This window comes from Roseateles sp. Mitsp63 (assembly GCF_059491535.1).
Genome location: NZ_CP168509.1, coordinates 2,152,250 through 2,176,062 on the forward strand (window position 1 = coordinate 2,152,250; position 23,813 = coordinate 2,176,062).

Genomic DNA, 23,813 nt, shown 5'->3' on the forward strand with positions numbered 1-23,813 from the left:
GGAGTCCTCGCGTGATGTCCAGCCTTCCTCTCTCTTGTCGTTCCCATGACGGACCGCTTCGGCGCGTCCATTCCGGTCTAAGGCGCGCCGTGTGCATCGTGGGCGCGATGCTTTCGGTGCTCGCCGGTCTGCCCGCGCACGCCCAGGGCTACACGCCATGGATCACCACGAATCCGTGGCTTGACGCCTCTGGTCGGCTGACTCCCTCGCGTTGCGACGGCGCTGGCGTGGACTCTCAGTTCATTCGATTCCAACCAGGCACCGATCGCGGCTATGACTTTCCCGAGCGGATGCGCGATCAACTGCTCGCGCTGGCGAACGGGGCGTGTGTGGGCAAGGGCAACGGTATTGGCGCCTGTCAGGAGTTGAGCAACTGGCGATCTACCGGGGCCTGCGTGGTTACGGGAGGCGGCACGACGTCGGGAAGCGTTGCATGTCCCTACGCAGTCACGATGAAGACCTGGGAGTCCGTCGGAGACTCGTGTGGAGCTCTCCAGCAATCTGCCGACCTGACGGACTATCTCCTCTCAACTGGCAAGCACTGCCAGGCCATCGACTCTTACGGTCAGTTCGATGCCGTGGCCCGTCGGTGCAACTGCAGCGGCAATCGCTTGTTCGTCCCGGAGGAGGGGCGATGCGTGGAATCGCAGGACGTGCTCTGGACGCCGCATTGCGACACCTGCTACGGCAACCCCATCTACCCGTCCACGGGTGCCAAGCAGCAGCGCTTCACGCTGGGCTGGCAGCCTTGGTATGGCTTGCTGGCGACTTTCAACTCGATCCGCAAGATCCCTTATGACCCATCGCTTGAAAAGCGGGCAGTGCGGGACGTGCCGACAACCTTGAGCGGAGCCTGGGTCTTCAGCCTCGACAAGATGGTGATACCCAGTGATCCCGCGAACCTGCGCGAGCGCCTGTCCATCGCCCGAGGGGACGGATTCACGACGGCCTTTGCCTGGACTGGCAATGGTTTCACGCCGTTCCAGGCGCAATCGACCGAGTCGATCCAGGAGAACGCCTTCGGGGGCTGGCTCTATCGGGATGCGGCGGCTGGCGTGATGGAGGTCTATGGATCCGACGGCATCCTGAATGCACAGGTGCACATGAGCGGCAAGAGCCTGACCATTGTCCGAAGCGATGCCAACACGGCGCCGGCGATCGCACCTCAGCCCGGTCTGCCGATTCAGTTGACGGACCAGGACGGCCGGGCGGTGAATCTGCAGTTCATGCGTCCCACCCCGGACGCCGGTCCGGTCCTGTCGCAAGTCATCGATCCGGCAGGGCGTATCACGAGCCTCAAGTACACCGATGGGCTGCCGTCGGAGATCGTCAACAGCGATTCCACGTCGGTCAAGCTTCTCTCTCAGAGCGGAAGCGACCCCGCGACCAGCGGCCTGCTGATCGGCTATGAGAACGAGAACGGCGTTCGCGCGGGTATCTATGCCTATGACAGCAAGGGACGTGCGATCTCGACAGCGAGAGCGAACGGACTCGATGCCTACAGTGTTGAGTGGACCGGGACGGCACCAATCTGGACCTGGAAGGATGAGTATGACAAGAGGACGGACCGGGTGCTTCACGTCCATCGCCTGCAGCCGGGCGGCGGTGCGCGGGTGACGTATCCCAATGGAACGACCGAACTGATCGACGCCACATCCACGCTGGACGCGGTTCAATGGTCCCGCAAGACGCGTCCGGCGACCCCGGGGTCTCCGGCTGCCACGACCAGCCGCCAATTCGATGAGCGGGGCAACGTCAGGCAGCTCGACGACTACAACGGCAATCGCAGCTGCATGAGCTACGAGGCGGATCGCAATCTGGAATCGACGCGCGTCGAAGGGCTCTCCGCCGCGACGGATTGCGCCAGCACGGTATCTGGCGCTTTGCCGGCGGGCGCTCGCAAGGTGAGCACGCAGTGGCATCCCGCTTGGCGTCTGGCGACCAGGATTGCCGAGCCGGGCCGGATCACGACCTTGGTCTACAACGGCCAGCCCGATCCATTCAATGGCAACGCGCAGGCGAGGTGCGAAGCCTCGGGCGCGACGCTGCCGGATGGCAGCGCGCTCGTCTTGCTGTGCAAGCGAGTCGAGCAGGCCACGGCCGATGCGACGGGCGAGCAGGGCTTCAGCGCCGTGCCGCTGTCCACGGTTGCTGCCCGGGCGTGGAGCTGGACCTATACCGCGACCGGCCAGGTGCTCACCGAGACGAATCCGCGCGGCAAGACCACGGTGACCAACGAGTACTACGCGACGACGACGGCGGACTACACCAAGGGCGACCTGAAGACGACGGTGAACGCCTTGGGTCAGACGACGAGCTTCCCGCGCTACAACGCGTATGGGCAGCCGCTGGAGATGATCGATGCGAACGCGGTCAGCACGGCCTATGCCTACGACGAGCGTCAACGCCTCAAGTCGGTGACGACGCTGGGCGGGGTCACCACCTATGCGTACTGGCCGACGGGGGACCTGAAGCAGACGGTGATGCCGGACACCAGTGCGGTGAACTACGAGTACGACGATGCGCGGCGGTTGACCGCGGTGATGGATTCGCTGGGCAATCGCATCGAGTACACGCTGGATCAGAGCGGCAATCGGACGCAGGAAGTCGCCAAGGATCCGCAAGGAACGCTGCAACGGGCCATGAGTCGCGCGTATGACGCGCTGGGCCGCGCACAACAGACGACGGGCAGGGAGTAAGTCATGAAGCGAGAAGACAGGCACTCGAAGTGCCGGAGCGCGATCGCGTCTGCGATCGCCGCAGGCCTCACTGCGATTGCATCGATCGCATCGATCGCTCACGCAGCGACGCTGCCGCCACCGCCGGTCTCGCCGGCACCGGTGACGGACTACGAGTACGACGCCAAGGGCAATCCAACCAAGGTCATCAAGGCCAAGGGCGTCTCGGGTTTTGGCTTCGCCACGTCGAACGCATATGACGCGCTCGATCGCGTGAAGACCAATACCGACGCTCGCAACGGCGTGACGACGCTGGGCTACGACGGACTCGATCAGCTCAAGCAGGTCACGGACCCGAGGCAACTGATCACCTCATACCAGCGCAATGGCTTAGGCGATCTGAACCAGCTCTCCAGCCCCGACACCGGCACCGCCAACAGCACCTTCGACGCGAACGGCAACCTGCTCACGCGGACCGACAGCCGCGGCGTGCTCGGCACCTACGTCTATGACGACCTGGACCGGATGACATCGGCGGTCTACACGAAGAGCGGCCAGCCGACGCTGAGCTACTCGTGGACTTATGACCAAAAGGACGGCGTCTTCGGTTTCGGGGTCGGCCGTCTCACGACGGCCACCAGCCCGGCCGGGAACACCAAGTACGGCTACGACGGTTTCGGCCGAGTGGTCAGCGTGATCCAGACCGTCGGGTCGGTCGTGCTCACCACCCGCTACGGCTACGACTTGGCCGGACACATCACCAGCATCACCTATCCCTCGGGACGCGTGCTGTCCATCGCCTATGCCAACGGCCAGCCGGTCAGCATGAGCCTGGCCAAGGACGCCAGCAGCACAGCCAGCCCGCTGATCAGCCAGATCCAGCTGACGGCTTTTGGCGCTCTGCAGAGCTGGCAGATGCAGCTGAACTCCGGCGCCAAGCTGCAGGAGCGGGTCTACGACCAATACGGACGCCTCGTCCGTTACCCGCTGGGCTCGGTGGTGCGCGACATCACCTACGACGCGGCCGACCGCATCGTCAGCTACACGCATCTGGACGCAAACACGGGTCAAGTGACCGCCGAAGCCCAGGCAATGAACCAGAGCTTCAGCTACGACGAGATGGGCCGGCTCACCGGCATCGTCACGCCGGCCAACTTCTGGACCATCGGCTACGACGCCAACGGCAACCGGACCAGCGTCAAGCTCAACGCCACGACGCGGACCTACACGACGGCCAGCAACAGCAACCGGCTCACGAGCATCGCCAATCCCACGCGCAGCTTCGGCTACGACGCGGCGGGCAACACGCTGAGCGACACGGGTCTGGCGTACACGACGACGATCCGGCTGGACAACCGGCTGGGCACGCTCACCAAGAACGGCCTGACGACGACCTACCAGTACGACGCCAGTGGGCAGCGCGTGCACAAGGAACACAGCGCAGGGCTGAGGGACTTCGCGTATGACCAGCAAGGGCATCTGCTGGGCGAGTACAACACCGCAGGTGTCGTGCAGGAATTCGTCTGGCTGGGCGACACACCGGTGGCGGCGATCGCTGGATCAGTCGCGTCTCCGCTGCCTCTGCTCGCGTACGCGGATCACTTGGACGCACCGCGGGTGCTCATCGACAAGACCGGTGCCGCGCGCTGGCGCTGGATCAGCGAGCCCTTCGGCACGACCCAGCCGGAGCAAGCGCCGGCGGGGCTCTCACCGATCACGTTCAACCTGCGCTTCCCGGGGCAGTATTACGACAGCGAGTCCGGGCTGAACTACAACTACTTCCGGGACTATGACGGGACGACGGGAAGATATGTCCAAAGTGATCCGATGGGTCTGGGTGGTGGGGTCAATTCCTTCACCTACGTCGACGGTGCACCGTTGATGATGGTCGATCCGTATGGCCTCTTTGGCATGGATGATGTTTGGGGCGGAGTTTATTGGGCGACGGATGGTTGGAGTCCTTCCCAAGTGGCGATTGATGCTTGGGCCGGATTTGGTGACGGCGCCTCACTCGGACTGTCTCGGCATTGGCGAAATTCGCAAGACATCGACGGTGGGGTAAATCGATGCGCGGCAATCTATCGAGGCGCGGACTTTGCCGGTTCGATCATGGCCCCGTTGGGGCGCTTCGCCTATATCGGACGTGTAGGGCGAATCGGCAGTAATGGCGCTCGCAATGCAGCAGAGGCGATTGCGCTGACTGCGGAGCGGAATGCGGTGAAAAGATATTTTCGTGGGCGACCGATGGCGTCGCTGATTAACGACTACAAGACCGAAGCATGGGCGGTGGAAACCTTTATGCGTCGGGGCGGAGAACAGTTCGCTGCGAGTGCAGGAAAGTCTAATTTTGGCTTTAATGCTTTAGCAGCCTTTGGATTTCTGAAGGCCGCAAAGAATCATTTCCCCGATGGGCAGGATTGCACCTGTGAGAAGTGATATGAAACAACAGTCGCGCCTCTTGTTGGCGGATTATTACGATGATCGGCGTCGGTGGTGGATTGGGGAAAATGTGACCGCTAGCTGCGTCGAAGCGGCGACGCTGAGTGATTTGGCGCGGGTGCCCGATGGTTTTGCCCAATGGATCGAAGATGGCAGCAAGCGAACGCTTGTTGGCTATTTCTCGTTTTACAAGAATGCAGCAGGAGACGCGCCAGATTACTCAAAGTCGTTGGTCGTCGTTGTCGATGGAGTTTTGTTTGGCTCTGGATCAGATGTGCCTGATTTGATTTGGCACAGAGGCATTCTTCGGAGAACCTTCAAGATCGCCGCCGGTGGGAGTGAGGTTGCGATCCGCTATCGCTGGCCTGCAACCCGCCAGCTTCTGACGCGCGTATTTTCGGATCCGTCCAGCTTTGTGTCGAAGGACTTTCTCGAGGAACTCGTTGGCATTGTGATGTTCTATCGTCCCGAATGGCTGCGACGTGGTTGATCACGTCAGGAGGGCTGGTGCAGTCAATAGGGGACGTTCTCGATGTGCCAAAGTAGCGTCTTGAGACTGGTCGCCTGAAGCAGTATTGAAGTTGACTCTGTCTGGATTCCAGGCGCTATTTTTGAGGCATGGGTGCAGGCACTTCTAATGAATCCCCCGCTGACAGGCGCCCGTGCGGCGAGGGACTTCGCTCAGGGCTGTGGATGTCCATGATGACTCCATGAACTTCAAAGCAGTTTTCATCTTGGTTGGAGCGGTACTGGCCTTTCTTTACCGCTTCGCGTTCCCATGGACTCCGTTCTGGGTAGACATGTCAGTCATCGCTGCTGCGGGGTTAGTCGCGCTGTGGCAATGGGACTCTTAGAACGGAAAGAAGCCCGAGCAAGACAAAGAGAACTCACCAAGTGTAGACACCAAGGAAGAATCAAATCACTGATCTAGTCTTCGTCGCGCAGCCGCATTCAGGGTTGGGCCTTGATGCGGTGGTGCGGAACTAAAGAGCCACCCACCCTGCGGCTTTCCATCCACTGCGCGTTTCAAGGAAATAATGGGTGATCCGTCCCTTCTGTACACTTTCGGCGGCGTGCTTGCCGTCTTGGCTGGTGCTGTAATTGTCATCATCCGATCGCATACCCGACTCGCGATAAAAGTGCTAGCTATCCTTCCTGAGGTTGTCGCTATCGTCGGAATCATGGTAATGATGCGACTGCCTTATATCGAGCACCAAATTTTTATTAATGGCGGTTTGCTTATATTGGCTGCGCTCGCAGTGGTTGTAAGTTTCTTGATAATTAAGAGGTTCCGCGACCAGGTCAATCCTTGAAGTCCTGGAATGCATCGATATGCTTTTGAAGCGTGCCAGTCTTGAAGGCCCATGCAAGAAATAATGACCTCTTGTCGCCGGCCGCTAGGCGCACTTCTCATCGCGGCAGCCATTGCGATATGGTTTTTCTCCGCGTTGGAGTTGCCGTTCCTGCAGCCGCAGACACTGCCGGCAGATCAATTTCAATTGCTGGCATTTCCGAAGCGGCCATGTGGCGAAACTAGATGCCTTTCTAGAGCTGCAAACTTCTCTCTTGCCGAATGGAATAGCCGAAACTTGACGGTCGTCCAGTCCGATGCGGATTTGAATTTCTCTACCGGATCATTCACGCTCTTTCCTCCGGCCAATGCAGACGAAATGATTGCTGCGTGGCGCGCAACGCTTAAGAACCAAGGGTTCGATGGAGGCGAGTACCGAGCAAGAACGCGAGGACCAGATCTTTGGGAGATTGAGTTGGTAATGCGAGGTGACCTGCATTCTCGGAGTAGCCGGTTTTCGTATGTGCTGAAGGCCAATGGGGATGTGCTTCCGGAGAAGTTCATTGAATATTCATGGGTTGATCAACTCAGTAGAGGTGCGGCCGCCGCTGTACTTGTCTTCGCTGGCGTATTCCTTCTGTGGCGGCGATCAAAACTTGCGAGATAGACGCTTGGCGTTATGGGATTGATGTTTCTCCCCTGGGAGTACTTGCCTGTCAGGCGGCATCAAGCAGAACCACCCGAAGCAGGAGCCAAGCGCCGCCAAGCCGCGGCCCTCGTCAAAGCCGAAGTTGCCCGATGAAAACTCGATCTTGAGCGGATGCGGCGGGCCGCCCACACTGCCGCCTCCCGTCCACTCCCGCATCGAGTCGCCTTGAACGAGCTCAGCTCCCCCGTGATCGCCGGCCTTCTGTTCACCCTCACGCTGGCCCTCGTCGCCCTGATGGCCTGGAAGGGCGGCAGCGAGCGGCGCGACGTGACCTTCCTCGCCTCGGCCGCCAGCCTGGGCGGCCTGTGCACCGCGATCGCCGCCGCCTTCTGACGCGCTGACGCCCGCTCGCGGCGGATCCCGCAGCCGCAGCGGATACGCCCGGTTGCGATCTCGACGCCCCTGACGCCATCGGGTCCTTCGGCGCCGCGCCAGAATGCGCCGAACGATCAGCGTCATTCATGAAAGGGAGGGCATGCGAGTTCTGCTCGTCGAGGATTCCGAGTTCGTCCGCATGCAGTTCCTGCGGCTCTTCGAAGGCCTGTCCTTCGTCGACGTCGTCGGCTACGCGGACAGCGAGGAGGACGCCGTGCAGGCGATCAGCGCGCTCAAGCCCGATGTCGTCCTGGTCGACCTGAACCTGCCCGTGGGCTCCGGCATGCACGTGCTGCGGCGCGCCCGCCAGGGCGGCTACACCGGCAAGCTCTGGGTCCTCAGCAGCCGCGACCCCGACTTCTACCGCACGCTGTGCGAAAAGCATGGCGCCGACGGCTTCTACGACAAGGCGCATGAGCAGCTGAAGCTGCTCGACGACCTGCGCGTGCTGGCCGGGGAACGGCCGGTCTTCTAGTCCGCTGCTCCGGCCCCGCCCGGCAGGGAAAGGCGGCGGCGGGCGCCGCCGGTTCGCCGCTCGTAGAATCCCCGGCTTCCTGGCGATGACGCCCCGATGACCGGGCGATGACGATGACAGCAGCTGTTCGGACCGATGCCGCGCTGGCGCCCGTGGTGATCGTGGGGGCCGGCCTGGCCGGATTGACGGTGGCCTTGCACCTCGCCGACCGCGTGCCGGTCATCGTGCTGGCCAAGCGCGAACTCACCGAGGCCGCCACCGCCTGGGCACAGGGCGGCATCGTCGGCGTGCTGGGCTCCGACGACAGCATCGACAGCCATGTGCGCGATACGCAGGAGGCCGGCGCCGGCCTCGTCGACGAGGCCACCGCCCGCTACATCGCCGAGCGCAGCGCCGACGCGGTCGGCTGGCTGGTCGAGCAGGGCGTGCCCTTCACGCCGGACGAGCGCGGCCCGCTGGGCCTGCACTTGACCCGCGAGGGCGGCCATGCGGTGCGCCGCATCGCCCATGCCGCCGACGCCACCGGCAAGGCCATCCACGACGCGCTGCTGGCCAAGGCCCATGCCCATCCCAACATCGAACTGCGCCAGCGCTGGATGGCGCTGGACCTGATCACCTCGCGGCATGTGCAACGCGAAGAGCCCTCGCGCTGCTACGGCATCTACGCGCTCGACATGGACGCGCAGCGCGTGGAGGCGATCGCCGCGCGCGCCGTCGTGATGGCCACCGGCGGCGCCGGCAAGGTCTATCGCTACACGACCAACCCGGACACCTCCACCGGCGACGGCATCGCGATGGCCTGGCGCGCGGGCTGCCGCGTCGCCAACATGGAATTCATCCAGTTCCACCCGACCTGCCTGTACCACCCGCAGGAACGCAGCTTCCTGATCACGGAAGCGCTGCGCGGGGAGGGCGGCCATCTGAAGCTGCCGGACGGTACCCGCTTCATGGCCGCGCATGACGACCGCCTGGAGCTGGCGCCGCGCGACGTGGTGGCCCGGGCGATCGACTTCGAGATGAAGAAGCACGGCCTGGACCATGTGTGGCTGGACGCCACGCACCTGGGCGAGGACTTCCTGAAGGAACACTTCCCGACCATCCATGCGCGCTGCCTGGCGCTGGGCATCGACATCGCGCGCCAGCCCATCCCGGTGGTGCCGGCGGTGCACTTCACCTGCGGCGGGGTGGTGTCCGACCTGCATGGCCGCGCGGACCTCCCCGGGCTCTATGCCGTCGGCGAGACCGCGTACACCGGCCTGCATGGCGCCAACCGGCTGGCGAGCAACTCGCTGCTGGAATGCGTGGTGCTGGGCCGCGGCTGCGCCACGGACATCCTGGGCCAGCCCGAACCCGAGCCCGCGCCGCTGCCCGCCTGGGACGAGAGCCAGGTGGAGAACGCCGACGAGCAGGTCGTCATCGCCCACAACTGGGACGAGCTGCGGTTGCTGATGTGGAACTACGTCGGCATCGTGCGCACGACCAAGCGGCTGGAACGCGCGCTGCACCGCATCGACCTGCTGCGCGCGGAGATCGACGACTACTACGCCAACTTCCGCGTCAGCCGCGATCTGCTGGAGCTGCGCAACCTGGTCGACTGCGCGGAGCTGATCGTGCGCTCGGCGCTGCTGCGGCATGAAAGCCGCGGGCTGCACTACAGCCGCGACTACCCGCGCACGCTGCCCGCCAGCCTGCCGACGGTGCTGGTGCGCAACGGCAACACGCGCTGATCGAAGGCCCTATCGCTGCTTGGACCGCAGGTCGGTGCGGGCCTGCACGAAGGTGAAGGCGTAGCCGACGGCTTCCTTGATCGCGGCGTCGACGTCCAGCCGCTCCTGCTCGGTCAGGTAGAACGAGTAGTCGACCTCATGCCGGATGTAGCGCGGCGGGAGCCGGTTCAGCGCGACGCAGGCGACGTCGGCGAGCAGCTCGGCGTTGCCGTCGATGGTGGGGTAGTCCTTGGCGGTCGTCAGCACGGCGGCGAAGACTTCGCGTTCGTGGTGGTTGTAGAGCGAGCTGAAGTCCATGGGCAGGTCCTGCGGATTGACCGGGATGCATCGCAGCATCGCGCGGCCTCGCGCAAATGAAAAGCCCCCTGGCGACCCTCGTTCGCGTGGGGGGCTTTCGAAGGCAGTCTCCGCGGTCCTGCGGCGAGCCCCCTCTCCCTCGCCCTCTCCCCCTCACGGGGGCGAGGGAATGAATGGCGCCGTACCACTCCCTCGCGGGGCGAGGGAATGATTGGCGCGGCGTCAGTGGGCCGTATTACTCCCTCGCCCCGCGTGCGGGGAGAGGGTGGGGGAGAGGGGTCTTCCGCAGCCGTCAGGCGGCGCCGATGCCCGGCACCATCGCGCCCGCGGCCGCCTTGCGCGCCTTGAGCCGCGCCGTGAAGTCCAGCATCCGCTCGATGCACGACAGCGCCTGGGCCCGCGTCGGTTCCTCGACGAAGATCTCGCCGGTGCCGCGCTCCAGGCAGTCGACGAGGCCCTGCAGCCCATTCATCGCCATCCACGGGCAATGCGCGCAGCTCTTGCACGACGCGCTGTTCCCCGCCGTCGGCGCCTCGATCAGCACCTTGCCCGGCGCCATCTGGCGCATCGCATGCAGGATGCCCTTGTCGGTCGCGACCACGTATTCCCGCGCCTTCCCCTCGACCACCGCCTTGATCAGCGCCGAGGTCGATCCCACCACGTCCGCCTGCGCCACCACCGCGGCCGGGGATTCCGGATGGACCAGGATCATCGCGTCCGGATGCTGCTCGCGCAGCAGCTCGAGCTCCAGCCCCTTGAACTCGTCATGCACGATGCAGGCGCCGTTCCACATCAGCATGTCGGCGCCGGTCTGCTCCTGGATGTAGCGGCCCAGGTGCCGGTCCGGCGCCCACAGGATCTTCTCGCCGCGGGCCTTGAGCTCGGCGACGATCTCCAGCGCGCAGGAGCTGGTGACCATCCAGTCGGCGCGCGCCTTCACGGCGGCGCTGGTGTTGGCGTACACGACGACGGTCCGGTCCGGGTGCGCGTCGCAGAAGGCTGCGAAGTCCTCGGCCGGGCAACCCAAATCGAGCGAGCAGGTGGCGTCCAGGTCGGGCATCAGCACGCGCTTCTCGGGGCTGAGGATCTTGGCGCTCTCGCCCATGAACTTCACGCCGGCCACGACCAGCGTCCGCGCGGCGTGATCGCGGCCGAAGCGGGCCATCTCGAGCGAATCGGAGACGATGCCGCCGGTTTCCTGCGCCAGGTCCTGCAGGTCGCCATCGACGTAGTAGTGGGCGACGAGCACCGCCCCCTTGGCCTTGAGCAGTTCGGCCGCGCGGGCCTTGAGTTGGTGGCGCTGGCTGGGCGTCAGCGGCGCCGGCACCTTGGCCCAGGCGTGGGCGGTGCAGGTGGCGCCATCCGCGTCCTGGCGGTCGAAGTCGTACAGAACCTGGTCCATGGGCGCGGATTCTAGGTCTGGCCGAAAAACCGGCTTGGCGGCATGCCGACCGTCCGCGTGACCATCGCGGTGAAGGCGCTGGCGCTGGCATAGCCCAGTTCCGCCGCGATCAGCTGCATCGGCTTCTTCTGGGCCGCCAGGCGCAGTGCCTCGGCCAGCAGCGCCTGCTGGCGCCACTGCGCGTAGCTGCTGCCCAGCTCCTGGCGGAACAGCCGCGAGACGGTGCGGGCGCTGGCGCCGACCTCGGCCGCCCAGTCGTCCAGGCTGGCATGGCGCATCGGCGCGGCCAGCACGGCCTCGCAGAGCTTGCGCAGCCGCTTGTCGGACGGCAGCGCGACGCCCAGCTGCAGGCTGCGGGCGCGACCGATCTCGTCCAGGATCAGCCGGCCGATCCAGACCTCGCGATCGGCGACCGCGTCCTCGTTCTGCAGCTCCTCGCGCGCGAGCTGCAAGACCAGCTCGCGCAGCAGCGGCGAGACCTCGAGCACGCGGTTCTGCGCCCACACCGCCTCGTCGCCGGGCGCGGTCCACAGGTAGAGCGTGCGCAGCTCGCAGCGCTCGACGGCGGTGACCGCGTGGACGACGCCGGCAGGGATCCACACCGCGCGCGAGGGCGGCACCAGGAAGGTCGCGCGGTCGGTGCTGACCCGCACCACGCCCGAGACCGAGAAGACCAGTTGGCCCCAGGTGTGGAAATGCGCCTGGATGTCCATGTTCCCGTCCATCGAGCGCGACTTGGCGCGCACCGGGCGCTGGCGGCTCGGCGCGTAGCGGTGCGGGTCCAGCGGCGGGACGCTGGCGCGGCCGGGCGGGTGGATCGGGCTGGATCGCGGACGGAGGGAGGCGGGAACGGAGCTCATGGCGGAAATTCGACAGAACTTGTCCGGCTATCGTAATTCCGTCGCGGCGGCCCTGTCACCATCTCGCCCATGAACACCGCCACCACCACCGCGGACGGCCTGGCGCCGGCTGCCGCGCAGAGCGCCAAGCGAGACATCCAGACCATCAGCCTGATCGGCCTGGCCCACGGCACCTCCCACTTCTTCCACATGCTGCTGCCGCCGCTGTTCCCCGTGTTCATGCGGGAATTCGGCCTGAGCTACTCGGAGCTGGGGCTGCTGGTGACGATCTTCTTCGTGATCTCGGGGGTGGGGCAGGCGCTGTCGGGTTTCCTGGTCGACCGGACCGGCGCGCGGCCGGTGCTGTTCGTGGCGCTGAGCTGCTTCGTGCTGGCGTCGCTGGCGGCGGGCACGGCGCAGGGCTTCGGCGGGCTGGCGCTGGCGGCGGCGCTGGCGGGGCTGGGCAATTCGCCCTTCCATCCGGTGGACTTCACCATCCTCAACAAGCGGGTGTCGCAGCAGCGGCTCGGACATGCGTTCTCGGTGCACGGCATCACCGGCAACCTGGGCTGGGCGGTGGCGCCGGTGCTGCTGATCTCGATGCACGAGGCGACCGGCCAATGGCGGCTGGGCTACGTGGCGACGGCGTGCTGGGCGCTGTTCGTGATCGCGCTGCTGGCGTTCAAGCGCGACGCGATCGACGACAGCCAGGGCTCGTGGGGCCATGAGAAGGCGGGCGCGGCGAAGGCGCCGGCCGGCGAGCATCCGATGGCCTTCCTGAAGCTGCCGTCGGTATGGCTGTGCTTCTCGTTCTTCTTCTTCACGACGTCGGCGCTGAGCGCGATCCAGAGCTTCGCGTCGCCGGCCTTGTCGGCGATGTATGGCGTGAGCCTGGCGAGCACCGCCTTCGTCGTGACCGGCTACATGCTGGCGGGCGCGGCGGGGATGATCGTCGGCGGCTTCCTGGTGGCCAGGTCGCAGAACCTGGAGCGCAACATCGCCGGCGCGATGTTCGTGGCCGCGGCGCTGCTGGCGCTGACGGCGACCGGCTGGCTGCCCGCGACGGCGGCGCTGATCGCGGCGGCGACGGCGGGCTTCGGGACCGGGCTGGCGGGGCCCTCGCGGGACATGCTGATCAAGCGCGCGGCGCCACCCGGCGCGACGGGGCGCGTGTATGGCACGGTGTACTCGGGGCTGGACACCGGCTTCGCGGTGGCCGCGCCGGTGTTCGGCGCGCTGATGGACCGGCACTGGAGCAACGCGGTGTTCTTCGGCGCGTCGATGGCGCTGTTGATGGGCATCGCGGCGGCGAGTCTGGTGAGGCAGGGGAAGCGCTGACGCTCAACCGACGGCATGGCAAATCCTGACCCCGATGACTTGAATTCGGGAGTCGACAGCGCATTCCCATCGATTGAAGTCGGTCGTGCAGGCAGCGACGCATCCGCGCCGCAACAAGGGACATCGCGCTCACTTGCAATGGGCGGCCTGCTCGCTACAGTCGGCGGCCATGGACCAGCAACGCACCGTCTCCCGTCCCGCCGGTCACGCGCTTGTCGAGGCGCTGATCGAACAAGGCATCACCGACGTCTTCGGAGTCCCCGGCGAAAGCTATCTGGCCGTCCTCGACGGCTTCCATCAGCACCGCGAGCACATCCGCTTCGTGGCCTGCCGGCAGGAGGGCGGCGCCTCGTTCATGGCCGAGGCCCAGGGCAAGCTGACCGGCCGGCCCGGCATCTGCTTCGTCACCCGCGGCCCCGGCGCCACCAACGCCAGCATCGGCCTGCACACCGCCTTCCAGGACTCGACCCCGATGATCCTGTTCATCGGCCAGGTCGCCTCCGACCAGCGCGACCGCGAGGCCTTCCAGGAAGTCGACTACCGCCAGATGTTCGGCCCCGGCACGCTGGGCATGGCGAAATGGGTCGGCGAGATCCACGACCCCCACCGCCTGCCCGAATACGTGGCGCGCGCCTTCCACACCGCGACGCAAGGCCGCCCCGGCCCCGTGGTGCTGGTGCTGCCCGAGGACATGCTCACCCAGCTCACCGACGCGCCGGTGCTGCCGCGCGCGAAGCCGGCCGTGGCCTGGCCCGCGCCGTCCGACCTGGTCGAGCTGCAGGCCCGGCTCGAAGGCGCGCAGCGGCCCTTCGTCATCGCCGGCGGCGGCGGCTGGACCGCCGAAGCCTGCGCCGCGCTCCAGGACTTCGCCCATGCCTGGCAACTGCCGGTCGGCTGCGCCTTCCGCTTCCAGGACCTCTACGACAACCGCGACCCGTTCTACGCCGGCGATGTCGGCATCGGCATCAATCCGGCGCTCGCCAGGCGGATCGGCGAGTCGGACCTGATCCTCGCCATCGGCCCGCGCCTGGGCGAGATGACCACCGGCGGCTACACGCTGCTGAAGGCGCCGCGGCCGGCCCAGCAGCTCGTGCACATCCATGCCGGTCCCGAGGAACTGGGCCGCGTCTATGCGGCCGACCAGATGATCCAGGCCAGCATGAGCGCCGCCGCGCTGGCGCTGCAGCAACTGCACCCGCCCGGCGGCGGCGAGGACATGCCCTGGCTCGAATGGGCCCGCGGGGCCCATGCCGACTACCAGCGCAACCAGCAGGCGCTGCCGGTCGGGCCGATGGACCTCGCCGAGGTGATGCACCTGCTGGACCGCCTGCTGCCGGCCGAGACGATCTTCACCAACGGCGCCGGCAACTACAGCGGCTGGCTGCACCGCTTCCATCGCTACACCGCGCTGCATCAGGGCGGCCGCACCCAGCTCGCGCCGACGAGCGGTGCGATGGGCTATGGCTTCCCGGCGGCGGTCGCGGCCTCGCTGCTGCAGCGCGAGCGCTGGGTCGTCAACATCGCCGGCGATGGCGATTTCCTGATGACCGGCCAGGAGATGGCCACGGCGATGGCGCACGGGGCGCGGCGGCTGATCTGCCTGGTCGTCGACAACGGCAGCTACGGCACGATCCGCATGCACCAGGAACGCGAATACCCCGGCCGCGTCAGCGGCAGCGACCTGCACAACCCGGACTTCGCCGCGATGGCGCGCGCCTTCGGCTGGCAGGCGTTCAGCGCGTCCCGCACCGAGGAGGTCGAGCCCGCGCTGCGGCAGGCCATCGTGTTGCAGTCGCCGGCGCTCATCCATCTGAAGCTGCCGGTCGAGATCTCCACCAGCCGCGCCACGCTCAGCAGCATCCGGGAGGCGGCGCTCAAGAGACAAGGCGCCTGACGGAGAATCGGCGGCTATGTCCGCATCCGCCATCCCCTTCGCCCTGCGCGGCGACTTCATCGAACTCGACAAGCTGCTCAAGGCCACCGCGCTGACCGGCAGCGGCGGCGAGGCCCGGCACTTCATCTCGGAAGGCCAGGTGCGCGTCGACGGCCAGGTCGAGCTGCGCAAGACCGCCAAGATCCGCGCCGGTCAGGTGGTCGAGTTCAACGGCGAACGCATCGAGGTGCAGGCGCCCGTCTGAGCGCCTCCCCCTGAGCGCCCCCTGAGCGCCCGCATCCCACCGTCCGCGATCCTCCAGGAGTTCCCGATGACCAGCCCCGTTCCCTCGATCCGCTTCTCCACCTGCGATCTCTGCGATTCCCTGAAAGCCGACACCAGCGGCGACACGCGCTGGCTGCCGGGCAGCCTCTACCGCAGCTATGGCGCGCATCCGCGCTTCGCCGGACCGGTGTCGACGGTGCGTTGCCTGGACGACAACACGCAGGTGAAGGCGGCGGTCGAGAGCTTCGGCGCCGGCCGCGTGCTGGTGGTGGACGGCGGCGGCTCGCTGCGCCGCTCGCTGGTGGGCGGCAACCTGGCCGCCAGCGCCGCGAAGAACGGCTGGGCCGGCGTGCTGGTCCACGGCGCCGTCCGCGACCTCGAGGAGCTGCGCGCCACCGCGATCGGCCTGTTCGCGCTCGGTCATGTGCCGATGCCGACCGAACGCCGCGGTCAGGGGCTGACGGAGCTGCCGGTGCTGATCGAGGGCGTCTGGGTGCGCCCCGGCGACTGGCTCTACGCGGACGAGGACGGCATCGTCATCGCGCCGAAGCCGGTGCATCCCGCGGGGTGAGGTCGACGGACGTCCACGGTCACTCGATGGACGCCGCCGCACGCTCGCGCATCCAGCCGGCCAGCGCCTCCGCCGGCATCGGCTTGCCGAACAGCCATCCCTGCGCGCCGTCGCAGCCCATGCCGACCAGGATCTCGCGCTGGCCTTCGGTCTCGACGCCCTCCGCGACCACCGTCAGCCCGAGCGAACGCCCGATGCCGATCACGGCGCTCGAGAGCGCGCGGTCGTCGGCGTCCTGCTCCAGGTCGCGCACGAAACTCTTGTCCAGCTTGAGCTCGGTCACCGGCAGTCGCTTCAGATAGCTCAGGCTCGAGTAACCGGTGCCGAAGTCGTCCACCGACACGCCCACCCCCATCTCATGCAACTGCTGCAACTGCTCGCGTGGGCGGCTGGTGTCGTCGAGCATGAGGCGTTCGGTGACCTCCAGCGTCAGGTCGGACGCGGCCAGCCCGTGACGCGCCAGCAGCGCCCGCGCATGCGCCGCGACGTCGTCCTGATGGAAACGCTGCGGCGACACGTTGACCGACAGGCCCGGCACCGCCACGCCAGCGGCGCGCCACCGCGCGAGTTGGGCGCAGGCCTGCTCCAGCACCCACGCGTCCAGGGCGTTGATCAGGCCGCTTTCCTCGGCCACCGGGATGAAGCGGTCCGGCGGCACCCAGCCGCGCTGGGCGTCGTGCCAGCGCAGCAGCGCCTCGACGCCCACCAGCCGCCGGTCCGACAGGCGGACCTTCGGCTGGAAGTGCAGCTGGAGCTGCTGTTGCGACAGCGCCTGGCGCAGCGCCGCCTCGATGTCGAGCCGCTCGTCCAGCGCCTGGTTCATCGCGTGCAGGAAGAAGCGCGCGCAGTCGCGGCCGGCGCGCTTGGCCTCGTACATCGCGATGTCGGCGTTCTTGAGCAGCTGGTCCAGGTCCTGGCCGTCCTTGGGAAAGGCGCACACGCCGATGCTGGCGGTCATCTGCACGCGGGCATGGCTGCCGTCGAGCGGGATCGGCGCCTCGAGCGCGGCGCGCAGTTTGCCGGCCACATGCATCGCGTCCTCGGCGCTGCAGCCCGGCAGCAGCGCGACGAACTCGTCGCCGCCCAGTCGCGCCAGCGAGTCGCTGTCGCGCAGCGCGCCCAGCAGCCGCCGCGAGATGTGCCGCAGCACCTGGTCGCCGACCGCGTGCCCCAGCGAGTCGTTGACGGTCTTGAAGCGGTCGATGTCCAGCAGCAACAGCGCGGCCGGCGTGTCGGCGCGCGAGGCCAGCAGCAGCGTCTGCCGCGCGCGGTCGGCCAGCAGCGTGCGATTGGGCAGGCCGGTGACGCCGTCGAAGTAGGCCAAGCGCTCGATCTCGCGCTGGTGGCGGTCGTGCATGAAGGCGATCTGGCAGAGCTGGGCGCAGGCCTGCACCATGCGGCGGTGGAAGGGGGCGGCGCCGCGCGGCTCGCGGTAATAGAGCGCGAAGGTCGCCACCACCTGGTCGGCGCCCAGCAGGATCGGCGTCGACCAGCAGGCGGCCAGGCCGTGCGGCAGCGCGAGCGCGCGGAAATCGGTCCAGAGCGGATCGTTCGCGATGTCGGTGACCTCGACCGGCTCGCGGCGCCAGGCGGCGGTGCCGCAGGAGCCCGTCTGCGGACCGATCGCGAAGCCGTCCAGCGCGGCGCTGAACACGGCGGGCAGGCTGGGGGAGGCCAGCGGATGCACGCGGCCCTCGTCGTCGACCGACAGCACCGAACAGATCACCTCCGGCGCCAGCCGCTCCACCGCGCGGCAGAGCAGGTCCATCACGGCGGCCAGGGGACGTCCCAAGGCGACGGCCTCGAGCACGTCGCGCTGCAGATGATCGATGGACGCCTGCTCGTCGGTCCTGGTCGCGTGCTGTTCCCGCATCGCTGCTCCCTGTGATCCCGCGGAGCATGGCAGGGTTGGCGCGCCGCTTCAAGAGTGGCGGCGATGGGCGGCGGCGCCAGATCCCGCGGCTCCCGTGAGGATTCCGCGCGCCGGCGGGCTCAGCGCAGGACGTCCAGCAGCCGGTCCAGGCCGCCGTCGTTGATCGCGACCATGGCCTGCTCGCGCACCTTGGGCTTGGCGTGATACGCCACCGAGAGGCCGGCGGCGCCCATCATCGGCAGGTCGTTCGCGCCGTCGCCGACGGCGATGCACTGCGCCGGCGTGGCGCCGATGCGTTCGGCGCAGGCCAGCATCATGCGGCGCTTCTCCTCGCCGTCGCAGATGTCGCCCCAGTCCTGCATCACCAGGCCACCGGTCAGGCGGCCGTCGACGATCTCCAGCTCGTTGCTGCGGACGAAGTCCATGCCGAGTTCGGCCGCGACGAAGCGCGTGAAGTAGGTGAAACCGCCGGACACCAGCACCAGCTGGAGGCCCGCCGCCTTCAGCGCGGCGCAGAGCTCGCGCGCGCCCGGGTTGAATCTCAATCGGTCGTGCAGCACCTGCGCCAGCGCGTCCTCGCCGACGCCCTTGAGCAGCGCCAGCCGGCGGCGCAGGCTGTCCTTGAAGTCGGTGATCTCGCCGCGCATCGCGGCCTCGGTGATCGCGGCGACCTCGGCCTTGCGGCCCGCGGCGGCGGCGATCTCGTCGATGCACTCGATCGTGATCAGCGTCGAGTCCATGTCGAAGGCGGCGAGCTTGAAATCGCGCAGCGCGAGCGGCGCGGTGAAGCCCTGCAGGACGAGCGGGGACGGCGGGGCGGAGGGGGGCGTCGAGGAGGTCATGCGGGCAGAAGGCAGGCAGAAGGCGGGGCGAGGGCCGGCAGGGCTTGAATGCGGAAGGTCCCCGGCGGCGATCAGGACGACCGGCCGGCGGGGACGGGCGGGAGCTTAGCGCACTCGCCGAGCTGGACCTCAGCGTGCATGGGCCGCGGCGTAAGGGGCGGCGCGGGTGGCGGTCCCCAGGAACCCCGTCGGCAACATGTCGCGTTGCGGCCAGAGACCGCGCCGGCTCGCGTACACAGCTGCGGGCTCCGCGACGCCGGGAAGGCCGCGATCGATCATGGATTCGGGCCACAACCAGTTTTCGAGCTTGAGCCGCTCGACACGCGCCAATGCCCGGTCGTTGCTGACGAGCGTGGCATCCAGGGCAATCGCATGGCAGGCGATGAGCGTGTCCAGTCGCGACAGCGGCGCGCCGGAGCGCAGCAAGGCGGCGCGCTCGAGAGCGTAGACCTCCGCGAAGCACAGGTCCCTGCCGATGTACTCGACGCGTACGCGCCGCTTCAGTTCAAGGAATCGGGCCTCCTTGTGGATCGAACGCGATTTGGCAAAACCAGCCCGGGTCTCCGCGTCGACGATGACGCTGATCGCGAGATGGCCGTCGAGCTGCCTCAGGCGCTGCTCGCAGAGTTCGCGCCGTGCGGTGCCGGGACGATCGATCAAGGCGCTGACGATGTTGGAGTCCAACATGTAGAGCGATTCAGCACTTCGCATGATGGGCCTCCCATTCCTGGAACCTGGCGCGGCGGATCCGGTCCGCTTGCGCGTGGTCGCCCCAGTCGTCGACTCCCAGGACGCGCCACCTGACCGGCTTGCCATAGTTCTCCGGGAGATAAGGGCAGGTGTCGCAATCCTCCTGCGCGTGCAGGGCCACTCGATCGCGTCGGCGGTCCTCGCGCAGTTGCCGGCAGAACCAGTCCGGACCGACGTCCAGATAGTCCGGTGGCAGGTGCTCGCACGCCAGGCATCGGGATGCGTTGGCCAAGCCGCGGTACTTGGCCGCCATTTCCGCGTCCCTCGCGGCATAGACGGCCTCGATGTCTTCCTCGTCCTCGTCCTCGTCGATCATCAGACTCATTGCTTGCATCGGCGTCTCCAGTAGTGGGGAGGCACAGAGTCTAGGAACGGGTTCGATCCGGGTCACTGACCCGGACTCGTGGATCTGCGAGGCGTCTTCCAGCAGTTCAAGTGATGGCTGATCAAGGCTGCGCGACCGGCGCGCCCAGCAGCCGCAGCACCTCGCGCACCGCATGGGCGCGGTCCTTGGGATCGGTCAGCGCCTTGTCGATGCGCAGCTTCTCGTTGCCCACCAGCTTGATGTTGCGGTTCTTCTGCACCAGCTCGATCACGCGCATCGGATCGATCGGCGGGTTGGGCCGGAAGTTGATGTTGATGACGCTGGGCGCCGCGTCGATCTTCATCACGCCGTAGGGCTTGGCCAGGACCCGCAGCCGGTGCGTGTCGAACAGCGTCTGCCCCTGCGCCGGCAGCTTGCCGAAGCGGTCGGTGATCTCCTCCAGCATCGCGTCGATCTGCTCGGCGCGATCCGCCGTCGCCAGCCGCTTGTACAGCGACAGCCGCTGGTGCACGTCGCCGCAGTAGGCGTCGGGCAGCAGCGCGGGCGCGTGCAGGTTGATCTCGGTCGTCGCCGACAGCGGGCTGAGCAGGTCCGGCTCGCGGCCGGCCTTGAGCGAGCGCACCGCCTCGGACAGCATCTCGTTGTAGAGCTGGAAGCCGACCTCCATCATGTTGCCGCTCTGGTGCTCGCCCAGCACCTCGCCGGCGCCGCGGATCTCCAGGTCGTGCATCGCCAGGTAGAAGCCCGAGCCCAGCTCCTCCATCGCCTGGATCGCCTCCAGGCGCTGCGCCGCCTGCTTGGTCAGGCCCTCGATGTCCGGGACCATCAGGTAGGCGTAGGCCTGGTGGTGCGAACGCCCGACGCGGCCGCGCAGCTGGTGCAGCTGCGCCAGGCCGAACTTGTCGGCGCGGCTGATGACGATGGTGTTGGCCGAGGGCACGTCGATGCCGGTCTCGATGATGGTCGAGCACAGCAGCACGTTGTGCTTGCCGCCGACGAACTCGCGCATCACGCGCTCCAGCTCGCGCTCGGGCATCTGGCCGTGGGCGACGACGATGCGCGCCTCGGGCAGCAGCTCCTGCAGCTTCATGCGGCGGTTCTCGATCGTCTCGACCTCGTTGTGCAGGAAGTAGACCTGGCCGCCGCGCTTGAGCTCGCGCAGGATGGCCTCGCGGATGGTGCCGCTGGTCTCGCTGCGCACGAAGGTCTTGATCGCCAGGCGGCGCTGCGGCGCGGTCGCGATCACGCTCAGGTCGCGCAGGCCCTCCAGCGCCATGCCCAGCGTGCGCGGGATCGGCGTGGCGGTCAGCGTCAGCACGTCGACCTCGGCGCGCATGGCCTTCATCGCCTCCTTGTGGCGCACGCCGAAGCGGTGCTCCTCGTCGATGACGAGCAGGCCCAGGCGCTTGAACTTGACCTCCGCGGAAAGCAGCTTGTGCGTGCCGATGACGATGTCGATGGAGCCGTCGGCCAGGCCTTCCATCGCCGCCTTGATCTCCTTGGCGGAGCGGAAGCGGCTCATCTCGGCGACCTTGACCGGCCATTTGCCGAAGCGGTCGGCGATGTTCTGGTAGTGCTGCTCGGCCAGCAGCGTGGTCGGCGCGAGTAGCGCCACCTGCTTGCCGCCCATCACCGCGACGAAGGCCGCGCGCAGCGCGACCTCGGTCTTGCCGAAGCCGACGTCGCCGCACACCAGCCGGTCCATCGGCTTGGGGCTGATCATGTCCTGGATGACGGCGTGGATCGCGGCGCGCTGGTCGGGCGTCTCCTCGAAGCCGAAGCTCGCGGCGAAGGCCTCGTAGTCGTGCGGCGAGTAGCGGAACGCATGGCCCTCGCGCGCGGCGCGGCGGGCGTAGAGGTTGAGCAGTTCGGCGGCGGTGTCGCGGACCTGCTCGGCGGCCTTGCGCCTGGCCTTGTCCCACTGGCCGGAACCGAGCTTGTGCAGCGGGGCCTCTTCCGCGCTGACGCCGGTGTAGCGGCTGATCAGGTGCAGCTGCGCGACCGGCACGTAGAGCGTGGCCTTGTCGGCGTATTCCAGGTGCAGGAACTCGCTGGGACCATCGCCAAGATCGATGTTGATCAGTCCCAGATAGCGGCCGATGCCGTGGTTGGTGTGCACCACCGGATCGCCGACCTTCAGCTCCGACAGGTCCTTGATCAGCGCGTTGACGTCGCTGACCTGCTCCTGCTTGCGGCGCCGGCGCGTGGTCGGCGTGGTCGCAAACAGCTCCGTCTCGGTGAAGAGCTGGATCTGACGGCCGTCCTCCGGCTCGTTCCAGAAGAACCCCGCCGCCAGGGGCGCGGCGGTGATGGCGAAGCGCTCGTCGAGCTGGGCTTCGAATTCGGCGAGGTCCTTCACCGAGGGCGGATCGATCCGGTTGTCGCGCAGCAGCTCCAGCAGGCTTTCGCGGCGGCCCTCGCTCTCGGCCAGCAGCAGCACGCGGAACTTCGTGTCCTTCAGGTGGGCCGCCAGGCGCGCCAGCGGCTCCTGCGCGCCGCGCTCGACGCTGACGTCGGGCAGCGGGCGGGCGTAGTCGACCGGCTCCTGGCCGCGCACCGACAGCACCGCGTGGCGGTGCGTCGCGGTGAAGAACTCCTCGGGCCGCAGGAAGATCTCCTCGGGCGGCAGGATGGGGCGGTCCGGGTCGTGCTGCAGGAAGCGGTGGCGCTCGCGGGTGTCGGTCCAGAAGCGCTGCAGCGCCTCGTCGACCTCGCCGTGCAGCGCCAGGCCGGTCTCGGCGGGCAGGTAGTCGAAGACGCTGGCGACCTGGTCGAAGAACAGCGGCAGGTAGTACTCGATGCCGGCGGTGGCCAGGCCGGTGTCGATGTCCTTGTACAGGCGCGACCGGGTCGGATCGCCGTCCATCTTCTCGCGCCAGCGGGCGCGGAAGGCCTTGCGCGAGGACTCGTCCATCGGGAACTCGCGGCCGGGCAGCAGGCGCACTTCCGGCACCGGATAGAGCGAGCGCTGCGAGTCCGGATCGAACACGCGGATGGAGTCGACCTCGTCGCCGAACAGGTCGACGCGGTAGGGCACCGGCGAGCCCATCGGATACAGGTCGATGAGGCCGCCGCGCACGGCGTACTCGCCGGGCGAGACGACCTGGCTGACGTGCTGGTAGCCGCCCAGCGTCAGCTGCTGCTTGAGGCCGGCCTCGTCCAGGCGCTGCTTCTGGCGGAAGTTGAAGGTGGTGGCGGCCAGGAAGGCCGGCGGCGCCAGCCGCGTGAGCGCGGTGGAGGCGGGCAGCAGCACCACGTCCAGGTCGCGTTCGGCCACCGGCTTGCCGCCGGCCTGCAGCAGCCGCCACAGCGTGGCCAGGCGTTCGGAGATCAGGTCCTGGTGCGGGCTGAAGCTGTCATAGGGCAGGGTCTCCCAGTCGGGGAAGACGGCCACGCGCAGCTCGGGCGCGAAGAACTTCAGCTCGTCCTCCAGGCGCTGCGTGTCGCCGGGCTCGGCGGTGACGATCAGCGTGAGGCGGCCGGCGTCCAGCTGCTGCCGCGCGAAGCGGGCGAGCAGCAGCGCGTCGGCGGAGCCGAGGGGACGGGGGACGGTGAAGCGTTTGCCGGGGGAGATCGTGGACAGCTGCATGGCGCACAAATGAGGACAGCCCCGGGAAGGGGCCTCGCGGAATTGTAGGGAGATGGCAAGGCCAGGTCCTGGCAGCAGCGCGAGGACGGTGCCGGCCCTCCGGTTCACGCCGGAAGACGCGGGGCGATCCGCGGG

19 protein-coding genes are annotated in these 23,813 nt (G+C 67.3%); 11 read left to right on the forward strand and 8 right to left on the reverse strand.

The window, feature by feature from the left end; genetic code table 11:
* Positions 1-107: 107 nt before the first annotated feature.
* From ACEN96_RS09485 to nadB, 7 genes are all read left to right on the forward strand, one after another.
* Complete coding sequence (locus ACEN96_RS09485) at positions 108-2,699, forward strand: RHS repeat domain-containing protein (RefSeq protein WP_495587773.1); 2,592 nt, start codon at positions 108-110, stop codon at positions 2,697-2,699.
* 3 nt (positions 2,700-2,702) lie between these two features.
* A complete protein-coding gene (locus ACEN96_RS09490; protein WP_495587774.1) occupies positions 2,703-5,114 on the forward strand; it encodes an RHS repeat domain-containing protein in 2,412 nt (803 codons plus the stop codon).
* A gap of 1 nt (position 5,115) precedes the next feature.
* Positions 5,116-5,607: a hypothetical protein gene (locus tag ACEN96_RS09495; RefSeq protein ID WP_495587775.1), complete on the forward strand. Its 492-nt coding sequence runs from the start codon at positions 5,116-5,118 to the stop codon at positions 5,605-5,607.
* Positions 5,608-6,154: 547 nt separating this feature from the next.
* The gene (locus ACEN96_RS09500; RefSeq protein WP_495587776.1) at positions 6,155-6,430 is read left to right on the forward strand and encodes a hypothetical protein; all 276 of its coding nucleotides are present in this window, start codon (positions 6,155-6,157) and stop codon (positions 6,428-6,430) included.
* An 852-nt stretch (positions 6,431-7,282) separates the two neighbouring features.
* Positions 7,283-7,450, forward strand: a complete 168-nt coding sequence (locus ACEN96_RS09505; protein ID WP_495587777.1) for a hypothetical protein — start codon at positions 7,283-7,285, stop codon at positions 7,448-7,450.
* Positions 7,451-7,592: 142 nt separating this feature from the next.
* Positions 7,593-7,967 (forward strand): response regulator, encoded by a 375-nt coding sequence (locus ACEN96_RS09510; RefSeq protein ID WP_495587778.1) that lies wholly within the window; start codon positions 7,593-7,595, stop codon positions 7,965-7,967.
* A gap of 113 nt (positions 7,968-8,080) precedes the next feature.
* Positions 8,081-9,694, forward strand: coding sequence for an L-aspartate oxidase (gene nadB / locus ACEN96_RS09515; protein WP_495587779.1), 1,614 nt, complete (start codon positions 8,081-8,083; stop codon positions 9,692-9,694).
* A gap of 9 nt (positions 9,695-9,703) precedes the next feature.
* On the opposite strand, the gene ACEN96_RS09520 is transcribed toward nadB, so the two are convergent.
* The 3 genes from ACEN96_RS09520 to ACEN96_RS09530 all read right to left on the reverse strand — a co-directional run bounded on the left by ACEN96_RS09520 (position 9,704) and on the right by ACEN96_RS09530 (position 12,253).
* On the reverse strand, positions 9,704-10,030 hold the full coding sequence (locus tag ACEN96_RS09520; protein WP_495587780.1) for a late competence development ComFB family protein: 327 nt from the start codon (positions 10,028-10,030) through the stop codon (positions 9,704-9,706).
* 253 nt (positions 10,031-10,283) lie between these two features.
* Positions 10,284-11,393 (reverse strand): quinolinate synthase NadA, encoded by a 1,110-nt coding sequence (gene nadA / locus ACEN96_RS09525; protein WP_495587781.1) that lies wholly within the window; start codon positions 11,391-11,393, stop codon positions 10,284-10,286.
* Positions 11,394-11,404: 11 nt separating this feature from the next.
* Positions 11,405-12,253, reverse strand: a complete 849-nt coding sequence (locus ACEN96_RS09530; protein WP_495587782.1) for an AraC family transcriptional regulator — start codon at positions 12,251-12,253, stop codon at positions 11,405-11,407.
* 69 nt (positions 12,254-12,322) lie between these two features.
* On the opposite strand from ACEN96_RS09530, the gene ACEN96_RS09535 reads away from it, so the two are divergent.
* From ACEN96_RS09535 to rraA, 4 genes are all read left to right on the forward strand, one after another.
* The gene (locus ACEN96_RS09535) at positions 12,323-13,570 is read left to right on the forward strand and encodes an MFS transporter (protein WP_495587783.1); all 1,248 of its coding nucleotides are present in this window, start codon (positions 12,323-12,325) and stop codon (positions 13,568-13,570) included.
* A gap of 169 nt (positions 13,571-13,739) precedes the next feature.
* Positions 13,740-15,464 (forward strand): thiamine pyrophosphate-binding protein, encoded by a 1,725-nt coding sequence (locus ACEN96_RS09540; protein WP_495587784.1) that lies wholly within the window; start codon positions 13,740-13,742, stop codon positions 15,462-15,464.
* A 16-nt stretch (positions 15,465-15,480) separates the two neighbouring features.
* Entirely contained in the window at positions 15,481-15,708 is a 228-nt protein-coding gene (locus ACEN96_RS09545; RefSeq protein ID WP_495587785.1) for an RNA-binding S4 domain-containing protein, read from the forward strand.
* 66 nt (positions 15,709-15,774) lie between these two features.
* Positions 15,775-16,299, forward strand: a complete 525-nt coding sequence (rraA, locus tag ACEN96_RS09550; RefSeq protein WP_495587786.1) for a ribonuclease E activity regulator RraA — start codon at positions 15,775-15,777, stop codon at positions 16,297-16,299.
* Positions 16,300-16,318: 19 nt separating this feature from the next.
* Here the strand turns inward: rraA and ACEN96_RS09555 are convergent, their stop codons facing one another.
* The 5 genes from ACEN96_RS09555 to mfd all read right to left on the reverse strand — a co-directional run bounded on the left by ACEN96_RS09555 (position 16,319) and on the right by mfd (position 23,678).
* The gene (locus ACEN96_RS09555) at positions 16,319-18,172 is read right to left on the reverse strand and encodes a putative bifunctional diguanylate cyclase/phosphodiesterase (protein WP_495587787.1); all 1,854 of its coding nucleotides are present in this window, start codon (positions 18,170-18,172) and stop codon (positions 16,319-16,321) included.
* Between the two features lie 119 nt (positions 18,173-18,291).
* Positions 18,292-19,014, reverse strand: a complete 723-nt coding sequence (gene serB / locus ACEN96_RS09560; protein ID WP_495587788.1) for a phosphoserine phosphatase SerB — start codon at positions 19,012-19,014, stop codon at positions 18,292-18,294.
* Between the two features lie 129 nt (positions 19,015-19,143).
* Positions 19,144-19,701 carry a PIN domain-containing protein gene (locus ACEN96_RS09565; protein ID WP_495587789.1) on the reverse strand — a complete coding sequence of 186 codons (558 nt, stop codon included), beginning with the start codon at positions 19,699-19,701 and terminating at the stop codon, positions 19,144-19,146.
* A 10-nt stretch (positions 19,702-19,711) separates the two neighbouring features.
* Positions 19,712-20,098: a hypothetical protein gene (locus ACEN96_RS09570; protein ID WP_495587790.1), complete on the reverse strand. Its 387-nt coding sequence runs from the start codon at positions 20,096-20,098 to the stop codon at positions 19,712-19,714.
* 112 nt (positions 20,099-20,210) lie between these two features.
* On the reverse strand, positions 20,211-23,678 hold the full coding sequence (gene mfd, locus ACEN96_RS09575; RefSeq protein ID WP_495587791.1) for a transcription-repair coupling factor: 3,468 nt from the start codon (positions 23,676-23,678) through the stop codon (positions 20,211-20,213).
* Between the last annotated feature and the right edge of the window lie 135 nt (positions 23,679-23,813).

Bases quoted from the DNA above. Each gene is read 5' to 3' on its own strand.
- ACEN96_RS09500 (WP_495587776.1), top strand. From the start codon at position 6,155: ATGGGTGATCCGTCCCTTCTGTACACTTTCGGCGGCGTGCTTGCCGTC.
- ACEN96_RS09495 (WP_495587775.1), top strand. From the start codon at position 5,116: ATGAAACAACAGTCGCGCCTCTTGTTGGCGGATTATTACGATGATCGG.
- ACEN96_RS09530 (WP_495587782.1), bottom strand. From the start codon at position 12,253: ATGAGCTCCGTTCCCGCCTCCCTCCGTCCGCGATCCAGCCCGATCCAC.
- serB (WP_495587788.1), bottom strand. From the start codon at position 19,014: ATGACCTCCTCGACGCCCCCCTCCGCCCCGCCGTCCCCGCTCGTCCTG.
- ACEN96_RS09555 (WP_495587787.1), bottom strand. From the start codon at position 18,172: ATGCGGGAACAGCACGCGACCAGGACCGACGAGCAGGCGTCCATCGAT.
- ACEN96_RS09485 (WP_495587773.1), top strand. From the start codon at position 108: ATGCTTTCGGTGCTCGCCGGTCTGCCCGCGCACGCCCAGGGCTACACG.
- ACEN96_RS09520 (WP_495587780.1), bottom strand. From the start codon at position 10,030: ATGCTGCGATGCATCCCGGTCAATCCGCAGGACCTGCCCATGGACTTC.
- ACEN96_RS09540 (WP_495587784.1), top strand. From the start codon at position 13,740: ATGGACCAGCAACGCACCGTCTCCCGTCCCGCCGGTCACGCGCTTGTC.
- rraA (WP_495587786.1), top strand. From the start codon at position 15,775: ATGACCAGCCCCGTTCCCTCGATCCGCTTCTCCACCTGCGATCTCTGC.
- ACEN96_RS09545 (WP_495587785.1), top strand. From the start codon at position 15,481: ATGTCCGCATCCGCCATCCCCTTCGCCCTGCGCGGCGACTTCATCGAA.
- ACEN96_RS09570 (WP_495587790.1), bottom strand. From the start codon at position 20,098: ATGCAAGCAATGAGTCTGATGATCGACGAGGACGAGGACGAGGAAGAC.
- ACEN96_RS09490 (WP_495587774.1), top strand. From the start codon at position 2,703: ATGAAGCGAGAAGACAGGCACTCGAAGTGCCGGAGCGCGATCGCGTCT.
- ACEN96_RS09535 (WP_495587783.1), top strand. From the start codon at position 12,323: ATGAACACCGCCACCACCACCGCGGACGGCCTGGCGCCGGCTGCCGCG.
- mfd (WP_495587791.1), bottom strand. From the start codon at position 23,678: ATGCAGCTGTCCACGATCTCCCCCGGCAAACGCTTCACCGTCCCCCGT.
- nadA (WP_495587781.1), bottom strand. From the start codon at position 11,393: ATGGACCAGGTTCTGTACGACTTCGACCGCCAGGACGCGGATGGCGCC.
- nadB (WP_495587779.1), top strand. From the start codon at position 8,081: ATGACAGCAGCTGTTCGGACCGATGCCGCGCTGGCGCCCGTGGTGATC.
- ACEN96_RS09510 (WP_495587778.1), top strand. From the start codon at position 7,593: ATGCGAGTTCTGCTCGTCGAGGATTCCGAGTTCGTCCGCATGCAGTTC.
- ACEN96_RS09565 (WP_495587789.1), bottom strand. From the start codon at position 19,701: ATGTTGGACTCCAACATCGTCAGCGCCTTGATCGATCGTCCCGGCACC.